The sequence below is a fragment of the Endozoicomonas sp. 2B-B genome (assembly GCF_053470045.1).
The window spans coordinates 1,392,028-1,407,291 of record NZ_JBLZMU010000001.1 but is presented as its reverse complement, the minus strand read 5'-3'; the positions used below and the strand labels follow the sequence as shown (position 1 = coordinate 1,407,291).

Genomic DNA, 15,264 nt, shown 5'->3' with positions numbered 1-15,264 from the left:
ACATACTTATATTCTTGATCTATCTTTCCTCTCTGTATATTGGAATGCAAGGATAGAATTATTAAACTCTCACTCTTTGCAGCACTGCTAATACTGCTAATATTGTCCTCTTTTGTCTGTCAGGCCGAACCATGGTCAGGAAGCTATATTGCTGAGTTTGAACAGGATGCAATTTCGCTAAACTGGAGTTTTTCCATTAAAAGTGACCTGCAAACATTGCCGGACAACCCGTTATATATTTCTGATACAAACGGCTATACAGGACCCGATTCGCCGCCTGATGACAAACGACAAGTAGCAGGTGGTTACGAGGTAAAAACGACCATCATTGAGTTAATTTCTTGGCAGTACCTTTACGTTTCTCATCTAACAGTTGCTTACAAACTGATCCTGACCACCGCCCCTTTGAGCTCCAAACTATATTCATGGCTACCTCTAGAATTAGCTGTCGTTGTCGGCTGGCTTTTAAAAAACTATTGGAGCCCCTATTCACAGCTGTTTAACCCGTTTGAACAACAGGCGGCAGTTATTTTGACACAGGGCGACTACCCGTTTGCAAACATCACTATTATGTTTGGCTCTGGACATAACCCTCCACAATACCAGCCGTCAGAATCATCTGGTCAGCGAGCCCCACAAACCTCCACCCAACCTACAGGCAATTTAACTGAACTCCTGCATTCTGGCTCTTTTGACGGCAACGGAGACCCTCAACAACTCCATCATACTCTGAGTTTGAATTGTTTTCTCTCTCCCTGTCATGGTGTTTGTGAATTTCGATCATCATCTGATAACCTCGGGCCTGCTGAATGGTGGCCCAACCCCGAAGAAAGCCCGACAAGATACGCAAGAGTAGCACCCGGACAAAGTGCATGCCCCCATTTGGCTGATGGATACTGCTTTATTTGCATCAGTCAATTGGCTCCTTTAGATACTATAAATCCCCTACAAAGCTCACTATTCATAACAGCGAATGATTCCCCTGCCATTGAACCTCAAAACGACTATGGTCAACTGGTTAAGCCAGATACAAATCAGTCACAGATGCATGGCGCTGATAGCAGCCCTGCCAATAGCTACAACTTTACAGACGAACTTACCTCAGACTCAGTAACTATCGTGACGACCAATATCCCCCCCGCCGACAGGCAACTAATCTGTGACGTAACCATAACCGGGAAGGATGGCCAGCCGGTGACATGTGGAGTCATCTCCAAGAGGAAAAAGGCACTGTCAGTTCACAAAAGCAAATACCACTCCGGGCAAAAAGCCTGTGACGTGACCGTGGTTGGGGAGGATGGCCGTCGGCGGCCATGCGGGAGGCTCTGCAAGCATGCTGAAGACCTCTCGGAACACAAAAGAAGAGAGCACACCCTGCAACAAACCTGTTATGTCACCGTGATCGGTGTGGATGGTCTGCTGCGGACATGCGGGGCCATTTGTAAGAATGCCAAGTCTATGTCAGATCACAAAAGCAAAAACCACTCAGGGCAAAAAGCCTGTCAGGTCATGGTGATCGGGGACGACAGCCAGCAGCGGCCATGCGGGTTGGTCTTCAAATGTTTGAGAGCCCTGTCAGATCACAAAAGAAAAGAGCACAGCGGTGAAAAAATCTGTAATCTGACTCTGATCAGTGAGGATGGCCAACCGCAGCCATGTGCGTTTCCCTGCAAAAATGCCAAAGCTTTTGCAAATCACAAAACCAGATTCCATAGCACTGAGCACAACTGTGACTTTACAGTGTCCGACGAAGACGGCCAGCAGCGACCATGCGAAAAATTCTTCAAAAATAGTAAAGCCCTGAAGAGTCACAAGAGAAACGTTCACAGCAATCAACAAATCTGTGACGAAACCGTTATCGGGCAGGATGGCCAGCTGCGGCCCTGCGAAATGGTGTGCAAGAATCTTCTAGCCCTGAAATACCACAATAAAAAAGACCATAGCGGGCAACAAATATGTAAGGTTGGCGTGTTCACAAAGGATGGCCAGCAGCGGTCATGTGGATTTGTCTGTAAGAATACTCAAGCCCTTCGGTATCACAAATACAGAGACCACACAGGGCAACAAACCTGCAGTGCAATAGTGTTCGCAGAAGATGGTCAGAAACGGCCATGTGGAAAGGTCTGCAAGAACGCTCAAGCCCTGCGAAATCACCATAGAAGCGACCACACCAAACCAAAAGTCTGTTTCTATGAAGTCGTTGGCGAACAGAGTCAGCGCCAGTCATGCGGGAGGGTTTGCAAAAGTGCTATAGACCTTGTAAATCACAAAAGAACAGCCCACAGTGGGCAGGCGATATGTGACGCAAATATAGTTGGCAAGGATGGCCAGCAGCGGCTATGCGGAAGGACCTTCAATAATATTCAAAACCTTTCGGTGCACAAAAGCAGATTCCACGGCACGCAAAAAATCTGTTACTCGACAGTGGTCGGAGAGGATGGCCAGCCGCGACCATGCGGAAAGACATTAAAAAATTCTAAAGGCCTGTCGAATCACCGAATGAAAGAACATTCCGGAGAACAAACCTGCAAAATAGCAGTACACGGGGAGGATGGTCAGCCGAGTCCATGTGGAAAGGTCTGTAAGAATGCTATGGCCCTGTCTTATCACAAAAGAGTACATCGAAAACGCAAGCCTGATGATGGGGACAAGTAAATATCTCCATCTTATCCCTACCCTGTCATTCTTTTGACCTACTTTCCTATCTGTATACGAGAAAGTAAGGATAGAATCATTAAACACTCTCTCTATCTGACCCTGCTATTGCTTTCATTGTCTGTCGTCTGTCAGGCCAAACCGTTGACAAGTCGTTTTATAGTTGAGCTTCAACAAAGCACAGGTTATCCAAACCAGAACTTTTCTATGAGGCGAGACCTGAATACACCGTCGGGGAACCCGTCACAGAGAACGTATGATTACGAGGTGAAAACAACCATTATTGAGTCGATTTCGTGGCAATTGCGCTATGCCACGAATCTGCTGATTGCATACCAACTGATCCTGATCTCCAAGTACTCTCCCGCATGCACCATGTCTCATTTGTGGCTATCTCTGGACGCCATTGTGATTGTCAATTGGCTTTTGAAAAGCAGTTGGAACCCCGATTCACCGCTGTTTAATCCGATTGAACAACAGGTGACATCTATGTTGGCACAGAGGAGTCAACCGTTTGCGATCATGAAAATGATTTTTGGCTCCGAGCATCACCAACAACCCTACCAGCCATCAAAATCATCGGAGCAGCATGCCCCGGAAGCCACCAGGCACTCTGAAGGCTCTGTCATTAGCCCTCTGCAACCTGGCTCTGGCGGCGGTGGCGAAGGCCCTCAACAACATTTGCACACTTTAGGTTTAAATTGTTTTGTTTATCCCTGTAATGGAATTTGTCAATTCCGACTGTCACCCGATAATACCGGGACCGCTGAGTTACACTGTGAGCGGCCCTTCATGCCAATACAGATTCCAGAGACAATAACAGGAATGCAAATCTCTCAAACAGAAGCATCACCCGAACAAGGCTTATGCCCACATTTGACTCAAGGATACTGTTTTCATTGCATGATTGAGTCTGATTCTTCAGAAGCTATACTTCGCGAACAAAACCAGCTTACAGAAATATTGAATAATTTCCCTGATGATATTCAGCTCCTGTGCGATTCTGATGAACTATTTCAGCCATATGATATTGATGGCAGCCCTCTGGGAGGATTGACCATAGACTCAATAAGCGCTGAGGCAGCCTGTGCAAACGATCCTGCCGGGCGACCAACCTGCAACCTGACACTGGCTGGGGTGGTTGACCAACTGCGACCTAACAGAAGAGTTTACAACAAAGTTCAATCCCTGACGTATCATAAAAAAAGAGCCCTCTCCGGTGAAATAACCTGTGAGGTGACTGTGGTCGGAAAGGATGGCCGACCACAGCCGTGCGGGAAACTCTGCAAGAATGCCCCATCTCTCTGGTCTCACAAAAGTAAAATCCACAGTGGGCAAAAAATCTGTGATGCGACCGTGGTCGGTGAGAATGGCCAGCCGGGTCCATGCAGGAAAGTCTGCAAGAATGCTGCAATTCTGGCGACTCACAAATACAAAACCCATGGAAGGCAAAAAAACTTTGAAATGACCATGATCGGGGAGAATGGCCAGCTGCGTCCACGCAAGAAGACCTTCAAGAATGTCAGAATCCTGAGGAATCACAAAAACAGAGAGCGCGAAAGGCAACAAATTTGTGATGTGACAGTGGTCGGAAAGGAAGATCAGCAGCAGCCATGCGGCAAGGCCTTTAAGACTATTAGAGTCCTTTTGGATCACAAAAGAAGAGATCACTCCGGGCAAAAAACCTGTGACGCGACCACGGTCGGGAAGGACGGCCAGCGGCAGCCATGCGGAAGAGTCTGCAAGAGTCAAAGAAGCCTGACGGATCACAAAAGAAGAGACCACACCGGGCAGAAAATCTGTCAGGTAACCGTGATCAGGGAAAATGGCCAGCTGCACCTATGCGGGAAAATCTGCAAGAGTGCTCAAGCCCTCTCAGAACACAAAAGAAGGGATCATACCGGACAGCAAATCTGTGACGAAACAGTGATCACAGAGGATGGCCAGCTGCAACCATGCGGAAAGACCTGCAAGAATGCTGAAGCCCTGACGAATCACAAAAGAATACATCGAAAGTACTAGCCTGTTGATGCAGACAAGGGGAAACGCCTCAGACTTCGAGAAAGTAAAATGAATAAGTAACGACAGAGCCGCTTTATGACGTTTACCTGGTCAAACTTTGGTTTTTAACAAAAGGCCTTTAACAGAAAAACACCCTTATTTTCTTGATCTATCCTTCCTCTCTGTAAGCCAGAAAGCAGGGATAAAATTATTGAACACTCACTCTTTACGTTACTTCTGTTGCTGCCACTTTCATTGCCTGACACTGGCCAGACCGGACCATTGTCAGAACCTTATATTGTGGAGTTTCAACAAAGCTCAGGCTCTCCAAGTTACGACTTTTCCATGACACCTGATCGACACACATTATCGGTCAACTTGTCAGACAGTGACCAAACACACGACTATGCCGAATCAGATTCACCACCGGATAACAAACGATACAGACCTGACGTTTACAGGATAAACACGGCCCTCTTTGTGTCGATTTCCTGGCAGTTTCTTTACGCCACGAATCTGCTGATCGCTTACGAACTGACCCTGGGCAGCAGAGATGCCCCTCTAATCGCCCCCCCCTGTTCATGGTTACCTGTAGAAGCCGTTGCCAGTGTCGGTTGGCTTTTACAAAGCTATTGGAACCCGGATTTACCGCTGTTTAACCCGATCGCACGGCAGTCAACGTCTATGTTGACACGGGGGAATCCCCCGTATACTGCCATCACAATTACGTTCAGCTCCGGGGATAACCAACAGCAGCAACAGCAGCAGCACCAACAATATCAATCATCAGAATCCTATGGCCAGCAAGCCCCACTGATATCTACCCACTCTGCAGGCTCTATCAGTGGCACTCTTTACTCTGGCTCTGGTGGCGGTGACGAAGACCCCGAACAACATCAACATACTTTAGATTTAAATTGTTACTTCAATTTCTGTCATGGCGTTTGTCAGCACCGACCCTCATTCGACAGCACAGAGTTCGCTGAATCGCCGCTGAATTTTACGGAGATTTCAATTGGCCAAACAGGAGATATGCTCCAACAAAGCTTTTTATCTGATTTGTTGAATAGACACTGCCATAGTTGCATAGGTCATTTTAATTCTGTGAGCGCTACAGATTCTCAAGTTGAGCCGATTTTCGAAACATTGAATGATCTCTTTGACACTGAAATCCTGGGCTACGGGCAATCATCTCAGCTACAGACTCAGAACATGGATGACAAACTATTCAATAGCTTCAGTCTCTCAGAGTGGGCTGCCTCAGACGGGGTTAACTATACAACTGACGCCAGTGTGTCACTGAACGATGACGTGCAAATATCCGGGAATTTGCCTTCCACGGATAATGATTTTTTAGTCATCAATGGTTCACCCTCTGCAGAGTGCCTTCTCGAACAGCACGAGGTTTTCCTTACAATGGGCCATTCAGAAACACAGCAGACAACCACTGAATCATCCCTTTTGGATCAGCGCCAACCTCATCTTTACCAGACAGCAACATTAACAAGCCTGTTGGATCAAAAAAGCAACAACCGTACCAGACAATCAACCTGCAAAGTAAACGTGATCGGGGAGGATGGCCAACATTGGCCATGCGGGAAGGTCTGCAAAGATAATCAAGCCCTGTCGAAACACAAAAGAAAAGACCACAGCGGACAACAAACCTGTGGTGTGACAGTCATCGGGGAAGACGGCCAGCCAAGGCCATGCGGGAAAGTCAGCAAGAATACTAAAGCCCTGTCATCTCACAAAAGCAGAGACCACTCCGGGCAAAAAACCTGTTACGTGACAGTCACCGGGGAGGATGGCCAGTTGCGGCCATGTGGAAGGGTCTTAATGAGCGCTCGAGGGCTGACAGATCACAAAATAAAAGACCACAGCAAGCAAAAAACCTGTGTCATGACAGTGATCCGTGAAGATGGTTCGCCAAAACCCTGCGGGGTCATCTGCAAAAACGCCAAAAGCTATTATGATCACAAAAGATTCGCCCACAGCGGGCCGAAAACCTGTGACTTACCCGTGGTCGGGAAAGATGGTCAGCCGCAGCCATGCGGGAAGATCTGCAACAATGCTCAAGCCTTGTCGATCCATAAACTCAGAACCCACAGCGGGAAAAAAACCTGTGAAGTGAAAATAGTCGCAGAGGATGGACAGCTGCAACCATGCGGAAAAGCCTGCAAGAATGCTGGTGCCCTGAATGAACACAAAAGAGCACATAGAAAACGCAAGCCTGTTGATGTTAAACCGGACAATGACTTGAGTCGTCAAGAAACTAAAGTGAACAAGTAACGATCTGACTCCAGTCCTGTCAGAAGCTTTTCAAGAGGAGGCCTTTGACGGAAAAACGTGCTTATTTTCTTGATCTATCCTTCCTATCTGTAGACCTGAACGCAGGGATAGAATTATTAAACACTCACTCTTTTCGGCATCGCTTTTTCTGCTACTGTCGCTGTCTGTCGTTTGTCAGGCAAGACCATGGACAGGACGTTTTACAGAACCGGATCCGCCGCCTGATTACGAACGCTACGGAGCGGGTTATCAGGCAAAAGCCACGATCATTGAGTCGGCTTCCTGGCAATGGCTTTACGCCAGTGACCTGCCGATTGCTTATGGTCTGATCCTGACCACCAACGACGCTTCTCTTCGCTCAACCCCTTATTCATGGCTACCTGTAAAAATGGTTGTTGCTGTCTGCTGGCTTTTAAAAAGCTATTGGAACTCCGATTTACGACTGTTTAACCTCATTGAACAAAAAAAGATGAGTCAAAATCCCCCGTTTGTGATCACCCTTATGATGCCTGGCCCTGGACATAACCAACAACGATACCCGCCATCAAAATCATCTGGCCAGCCAGCCCAACAAGCAATTAATCACCCTACAGGCTCTTTCATTAGCCCTCTGTATTATGGCTCTGGTGGCAGTAACGGAGGCTCTCAACAACATCAACATACTTTGGGTTTAAATTGTTTCGCCTATCCATGTCATGGTGTTTGCATATTCCTGTCATCATCCTTTAGCAGCGAGCCCGCCGAATGGCCGCTGAACTCTGAAGGCAGTTCGACAGACCAAACAGGATCACTCAATGATGATGTGACTAGGCCCGGGCAAATGTTTGTCAACGTTAATGACGTGGTTATAATCAACGGGCTACTCAAACTGCAAAGTCGGAGCCTTCCCGGAGCGACCGGGATTTCCTGTATGCTTACCCGCTCTTTCCCCCCGATGGAGACTTCAGAAACAAACCAGACAACAACAGAATCATCCCAATGGGATCAGAGCACACCTCATCTTTCCCAGTCACCCCCAACAGCAGTAGCTATATTCACGACATCAAACCAAAGAACCTCAAAAACGGGAACGCTTGGATTGACAGGAATTTCACCTTCGGATTGTCTTCCCTCCGAAGAAACTAGACATTGCCAACAAACCCTGTCGAATCACAAAAGAAGAGACCCCTGCGGGCAACGAATCTGTGTCATGACATTGGTCGGAGATGACGGTCAGCCGCATCCATGCGGGAAGGCCTTCAACAATGCTCAAGCCCTGTATGATCACAAAAAAAGAAGCCACACAGAGCAACAAACCTGTATCTTGACAGTGGTCGGTGAGGATGGTCAGCAGCGGCCATGCGGGAAAGCCTGCAAGAATGCTCTCGCTATGACGGACCACAAAAGAAGGGTTCACACCGGGCAAAAAACCTGTGAGGTAACCGTGGTCGGGGAGGATGGTCAGCAACAGCCATGTGGTATAGCCTGTAAAAATGTTAAAACCCTGTCGGATCACAAAATAAGACACCACACCGGGCAACAGACCTGTTACGTGCCCCTGGTTGAGGAGGATGGTCAGCAGCGGCCATGCGGGGCGGTATGCAAGAATGCCCGAGCCCTGACGGTTCACAAAAGCAGAGTGCACAGCGGGCAAAAAACCTGTGTCGTGTTATTAGTCGGAGAGGATGGTCAGCAACGACAATGCGGGAAGATCTGCAAGAATACTCAAGTCCTGATGGATCACAAGAGAAGAGACCACACCGGACAACAAAACTGTGAGCTGACTCTGCTCGGAGAGAATGGTCAGCAACGACAATGCGGAAAAGTCTGCAAGAATGCTCAAGCACTGAAGGATCACAAGAGAAGAGACCACACCGGACAAAAAATCTGTGACTTTACCGTGGTCGGGTTGAATGGATTGAAGCAGCCATGCGGAAAAGTCTGCTGGAGTGCCAGCGCTCTATCGGACCATAAAAGAGAACATCGAAAACGCAAACCTGTTGATGTAGATCAGGGCGATTGATCTGCTACCCGCCATTTCATAATGGTTTTACCCGGTGCCATCTTTGGTCCAGGTTTTTTTACGGTAGTTCCCTGACAAAAAAGCACACCTATTTTCTTGATCTATCCTTCCACTCTTTAGACCAGAATGCAGGGATGGAATTATTAAACACTCACTGTTTGCAATACCTCTGTTGATGATACTGTCGTGTTTTGTTGTCTGTCAGGCAGATCCATGGACAGAACCGTTTATTATCAGGTTTGAACAAAATAAAGGTTCTCCACTACGGAACTTTTCTATAAAGCTTGACCGTCAAACATTGCCGGGAAGTCCCTCAGACATTGCCCACACAAATGGCTATACAGAATCAGATTCTCTGCCTGATGAAAAACGACAAAGACCTGGTGATTATGGAGTAAAAAAGGCCATCATTGAGTCGATTTCATGGCAATGTCTTCACGCCAGTCATCTTCTGGTCGGTTATCAGCTGATCCTGACTAACAAAAACACACCTTCAGACTCCATCTCTTATTCATGGCTACCTGCAGAAGTGGTTGTCGCTATCGATTGGCTTTTAAAAAGCTATTGGAACCGGGACTCACCGCTGCTTAACCCGTTTGAACAACAGGAGGCGACATGTATGTTGACACAGAGGTACCAACCGTTTTCAGCCATCACTATGACGTTTGGCTCCAGAGATAATCAACAACAATATCAGCTATCAGAATCATCGGAACAGCCAGCTTCACAAGCCAGCCACCAGTCTACAGGCGATTTAAACAGTCTCCAGTACTCTAACTCTGGCGACGGTAACAAAAGTCCGGAACAAAACCTGCATACCTTGGGTTTAAATTGTTTTGTTCATCCCTGTCGTGGCGTATGTAAACTCCAACAATCATCCAATAGCAAGGAGCGAGCTGAATTACACTTTGGGGAGACCTCTGCCCCGATAAAGACTTCGGATGCAATGACAGAAAAACAAGCCGCTGAACCAGAAGCAATACCCGGACAAAGACTGTTTACTCATTTGGAGAATAGACACTACCTCAGTTGCATAGGCCATTCTGATTCTGTAAAAGCTACACATTCCGAACAAAAATCACTGTTCAAACTATGGAATGATTTTTCTGACATTTACCCGCCATTTTATAGTGACCAATTATTTGAGCCACAGCCGCATGACATTAATGGTCATCTGGCCAATAGCATTAACTCTTTAGACGGGGTCACCTCAGACGGGGTCGCCTCAGACGGGGTCGCCTCAGACGGGGTCGTCTTAGACGAGTTCACCTCAGACGAAGGCGCCCTGGAAGGAGCCTCCTTCGACGAGGTATCCATAGACTCAATGGGTACTGTGGCTGCTTTTAGCACATTCCCCGCCGGGTCACTCAACCATGAAATGTCAATATCCAGAAATTGGTCTTCCATCACTAATGAATTTTCGGTCATTGACAGTCCATTTGGACCAGATCGTTTTCTCGAAGAAAACATTTTTCCCCCTACATTTATCAAGTTCTCCCCCCTGAAAGGAGCTTCAGAAACACAACAAAACACCACTGAATCATCTCATTCGGTTCAGAGCCAACCTCATCTTTCCTGGACAGGCGTAGAAGGGGCCGATAACAAAAGCAAAATCAACACCGGGCAAAAAACCTGCAACGTGAACGTGGTCGGGGAGGATGGCAAGCAGAGGCCTTGTGGATCAGTCTTCAAGAATGCTAAATCGCTGTCATCTCACAAGCACAGATACCACACCGAGCAAAGAATTTGTAACTTGACTGTAATCAGTAAGAAGGGGCAGAAACAGCCATGTGGGAAGATCTGCAAAAATACTGGAAGCCTGTTGGATCACAAAAATAGAGTCCACAGTGGGCAACAAACTTGCGGCCTGACCCTGGTCAGGGAAGACGGCCAGTCACAGCCATGCGGGGTGGTCTTAAAAAATGCAAATGCTCTGGCGAATCACAAAAAAAGAGACCACACCGGGCAACAAATCTGTCACGCAATAGTGACCGGGAAAGACGGCCAACAGCGACCATGCGGGAAGACCTGCAAGAATGTAAAGGCCTTCTACAATCACAAAAACAATTACCACGGCGGGCAGCAAGCCTGTGGCTTGACGGCGGTCTCAGAAGATGGCCAACAGCGGCCATGCGGGATAGTCTGCAAGAATCCTCATGCCCTTGCGGTTCACAAAAGAATTGCCCACAGCGGGCAACAAAGCTGTGATGCAAAAGTAGTCGGGAAAAATGGCCAACCAAGGCTATGTGGGATCATCTTCAAGAATTTCAATTCTTTGTCATCTCACAAATCGAGAATCCACAGCGGGCATCAAACCTGTGACGTGACCGTCGTCGGCAAGGATGGTCGGCCGGGACCATGCGGGAAGATCTGCAAGAATGCTGGCGTCCTGTCGAATCACAAAATAAAACATCGAAAACGCAAGCCTGTTGATATGGACCAGGACAATGACCCCGATCATCCATCAGGTAAAGAGAAAAAGTAACGACCAGTAAAGCGTTTCAATGAAGTTTCACCCGTTACAACCTTTGGTTTTTAACAAAGTTTATTTAACAGTGGGTCTTTAAAGGAAATTCTTTGACAGAAAAGCACACTCATTTTCTTGATCTATCCTTCCTCTCTGAAGACCAGAATGCAAGGATAGAATTATTAAACGCTCACTGTTTGCAATGACTCTTTTGATATCACTGTCGTTTTTTGTTGTCTGTCAGGCTGATCCATGGACAGGACGATTTATTATCGAGTTTGAACTAAATTCAGGTTTTCCAAACCGCAGCTTTTCTGACCAACACAGATTACCGGTCAACCCATCAGACATCGCCGAAAAAAAAGACTATACGGAATCCGATTCGCTTTCTGATATCAAACGACAGCAAACTTACATTTGCAGAGAAAAAACGACCTTCATCAAGTTCATTTCGTGGCAATGGCTTTACGCCACTCACCTGATGGTTGCTTATGGGCTGACCCTGAGCACCAGATATGCTCCTTCAAGCTTCATTTGTTACTCATGGCTACCTGTAGAAGTGATTGTCGCTGGCGGCTGGCTTTTAAAAAGCTATTGGAAACCGGATTCATCGCCGTTTTATCCTTTTGCACGACAAGTGTTATCTATATTGACACAGGAGGATCAATGTTTGGCGATCATCACCATGATGCCTGGCTATGGACGTAACCAACAACAAGGTCAACCATCAGGATCATCTGACCAGCAAGCCCCCCAAACATATACTCATCCTTTAGTCCATCTGACCAGTCTTTTGTTTTCCAACTTTGGCGATGGTAACCAGGGCCCTCAACAACACCAACATACGTTGGATTCGAATTGTTTCATCCATCCCTGTCATGGCCTATGCAGATTCCGACCATTGTCCGATTCGTCCAACAACGGAACTCTGAACTCCTTACAGAGTTCGACTGGACACACAGAGGCAACACCCAGACAAGACTCATGCCCGCATTTTGCCGATACAACCGCCTCTGCCGGGAAAGTAGTCTGCAATGTGATTATGGTCAGGCAGGATGGCCAGCTAAGGCAATGCGGGACGGCCGTTAAGAATGCCAAAGCCCTCATGTCTCACAAAAGCGGATACCATACCGGGAAAAAAAACTGTGACATGCCCCTGATCGGTGAGGATGGCAAGCAGCGACCATGCGGGAAGCTCTGTAAGAATGCTCACGCCCTGTCATGTCATAAAAACAGATACCACAGCGGGCAAAAAACCTGTGATGTGAATCTGGTCGGTGAGAATGGCCAGTTGCAGCCATGCGGGAAGGCCTGCATTAATTCTAAAACCCTGAAAGAACACAAAAGAAGAGACCACCGCATGCAACAAACCTGTGTCGCGATCATGGTCGGGGAGGATGGCCAGCAGCGGCCATGCGGGAAGACTTTCAAGAATATAGAAACCCTCTACTCTCACAAGAGCAAATACCACAGCGGGCAAAGAGCCTGTGACGAAACAGTAGTCGGAAAGAATGGCCAACAGCAGCGATGCGGGAAGACCTTCAAGAATGCACAAACCCTCTACACTCACAAAAACAATTACCACAGCGAGCAGCAAACCTGTTGCCTGACCGTGGTCGGGGAGGATGGGCAGGAGCAACAATGCAGCAAGGTCTGCAGGAATGCTAAAGCCCTCTCGAATCACAAAAGAAGAGACCATACAGGACAAAAAACCTGTGATAAAACCCTGGTCTCAGAAGATGGCCAACAGCGACCATGTGCAAAGGTCTGCAGGAATTTTGGAGCCCTGCAGGCTCACAAAAGAAGAGCCCACACCGGTCTACAAACCTGCGACACTACACTAATCGGAAAGGATGGCCAAGCAAGACCCTGCGGGGTAAATTTCAAAAATCTTCAATCTCTTTTATCTCACAAAAACAGATACCACACTCGGGAAAAAACCTGTGACATGACCGTCGTCGGGAAGAATGGCCTGCAGCGCCCATGCAGGAAGGTCTGCAAGAATGCAGGATCCCTGTCGGATCACAAAAGAAGACATCGAAAACGCAAGCCTGTTGATGTGGACCAGGGCGATGACCTCAGTCATCCAGAAAGTAAAAAGAAAAAGTAACGACCAGTACATGGCTTCAATCAGGTTTACCGGGTGCAAGCTTATTTTCTTGGGCTATCCTTCCTCTCTGTAAACCAAAATGCAGGGATAGAATTATTAAACGCTCGCTCTTTGCTCTGACACTATTGATGGTATTACCGGTTTCTTTCGTCTGTCAGGCTGAACCATGGACAGGACATTTTATTATCGAGCTTGAACAGAATTCAGGTTTTCCAAACCCGAGTTTTTCTATCAAGCGCGATCAACTCACATTATCTGGAAACCCGCCAGACATCACCGACACAAACGACTATGCAAAATCCGATTCGCCGCCTGATGACAAACGACACATACCTGACGATTATCAGGTAAAAACGACCCTCATTGAGTCGATCTTCTGGCAATGGCTCCACGCTGCCAAGCTGCTGATTGCCTACGAACTGATCCTGACTACCAGAGACGCTCCTCCAGGCTCAAAACGGCTACCCGTAGAAGTGGTTGTCGCTGTCGGCTGGCTTTTAAAAAGCTACTGCCCCCCCTGTTCACCGCTGTTTAATCCAATTAAACTGCAAGCGGTATCTATGTTGAAACAGGATGAGCTCCCGCTTGCAATCACCATTACGATGCCTGGCTATAAACATGAACAGCAAGGTCAACCATCTGAATCATCTGACCAGCAAGCTCCCGAAACACCTGCCCGCCCTTCAGGTTATTTCTCCAGTCATCTGTCTTCTGATTATGGCGACGGTAACGAAAGTCCTCGACAACACCAACATACGTTGGATTTAAATTGTTTCGTTCATCCGTGTTATGGTCTATGCAGATTCCGACCTCCATCGGACAGCGGAGCGCTGAATTCCGTGGAGAGTTTGATTTGCCAAATAGAATCAGCACTCAGACAAGGGCCATGCCCTCATTTTGCCAATAAAAACTGCTATCGTTGCAATTTAATGGATGGGGTCGCCTCAGACGGGGTCGCCTTAGACGGGGTCGCCTTAGACGAGGCTACCTCAGACGGAGTCGCCATAAAATCAATGGGTGCAGTGGCAACCCATACAAACGCCTCTGCCGGGAATGCATTCTGCAACATGATGGTGATCAAGCAGGATTACCCGCTGCAGCAATGCGGGATGATCCGCAGGAATGCTAAAACCCTTTCGGATCACAAAACAAGAGACCACGCCGGACAACAAACCTGTGATATGACCCTGGTCTCAAAAAATGGCCAACAGCGGCCATGCGGGAAGGTCTTCGCGAATCCTGCCAGCCTGAGGGTTCACAAAAGAGGTGCTCACACTGGTCAACAAACCTGTAACGTGACAGTGGTCGGGAAAAATGGCCAACAGAGGCTATGCGGGGTAGTACTCAAAAATCTTCAATCTCTGTCATCTCACAAATCCAGAATCCACAGAGGGCAACAAATCTGTGATGTGACCGTGGTCGGGAAGGATGGCGAGCGGCGACTATGCAGGAAGGTCTGCAAAAATGCCGGAGTTCTGGCGAATCACAAAAGAAAACATCGAAAACGCGAGCCTGTTAACTTTGAACAGGAGGATGACCTCTGTCCTCCGAAAGGTAAGAAGAGAAAGTAACGACCAGTATGGCTTCAATGTGGTTTTACCACGTGCAACCTTTGATTTTTAACAGCGTTTTTTAAAAAAAAGTTCTTTGACAGAAAAGCAAGCTAATTTTCTTGATCTATCCTTCCTCTCTGTAGACCAGAATGCAAGGATGGAATTATTAAACACTCACTCTTTGCAA

Annotated in this window: 7 protein-coding genes; all 7 read left to right on the top strand. The window is 47.5% G+C overall.

What is annotated here, in order from left to right; genetic code table 11:
- Nucleotides 1-102 precede the first annotated feature (102 nt).
- Nucleotides 103-2,655 carry a hypothetical protein gene (locus ACOMHB_RS05845; protein ID WP_448215857.1) on the top strand — a complete coding sequence of 851 codons (2,553 nt, stop codon included), beginning with the start codon at nucleotides 103-105 and terminating at the stop codon, nucleotides 2,653-2,655.
- Between the two features lie 33 nt (nucleotides 2,656-2,688).
- Complete coding sequence (locus tag ACOMHB_RS05840; protein WP_448215856.1) at nucleotides 2,689-4,677, top strand: hypothetical protein; 1,989 nt, start codon at nucleotides 2,689-2,691, stop codon at nucleotides 4,675-4,677.
- 219 nt (nucleotides 4,678-4,896) lie between these two features.
- Nucleotides 4,897-6,945, top strand: coding sequence for a hypothetical protein (locus ACOMHB_RS05835; protein WP_448215855.1), 2,049 nt, complete (start codon nucleotides 4,897-4,899; stop codon nucleotides 6,943-6,945).
- A gap of 1,078 nt (nucleotides 6,946-8,023) precedes the next feature.
- Nucleotides 8,024-8,947, top strand: coding sequence for a hypothetical protein (locus ACOMHB_RS05830; RefSeq protein WP_448215854.1), 924 nt, complete (start codon nucleotides 8,024-8,026; stop codon nucleotides 8,945-8,947).
- A 175-nt stretch (nucleotides 8,948-9,122) separates the two neighbouring features.
- Entirely contained in the window at nucleotides 9,123-11,432 is a 2,310-nt protein-coding gene (locus ACOMHB_RS05825) for a hypothetical protein (RefSeq protein WP_448215853.1), read from the top strand.
- 184 nt (nucleotides 11,433-11,616) lie between these two features.
- On the top strand, nucleotides 11,617-13,524 hold the full coding sequence (locus ACOMHB_RS05820; RefSeq protein ID WP_448215852.1) for a hypothetical protein: 1,908 nt from the start codon (nucleotides 11,617-11,619) through the stop codon (nucleotides 13,522-13,524).
- Nucleotides 13,525-13,652: 128 nt separating this feature from the next.
- Nucleotides 13,653-15,095: a hypothetical protein gene (locus ACOMHB_RS05815; protein WP_448215851.1), complete on the top strand. Its 1,443-nt coding sequence runs from the start codon at nucleotides 13,653-13,655 to the stop codon at nucleotides 15,093-15,095.
- The last annotated feature ends 169 nt before the right edge of the window (nucleotides 15,096-15,264 follow it).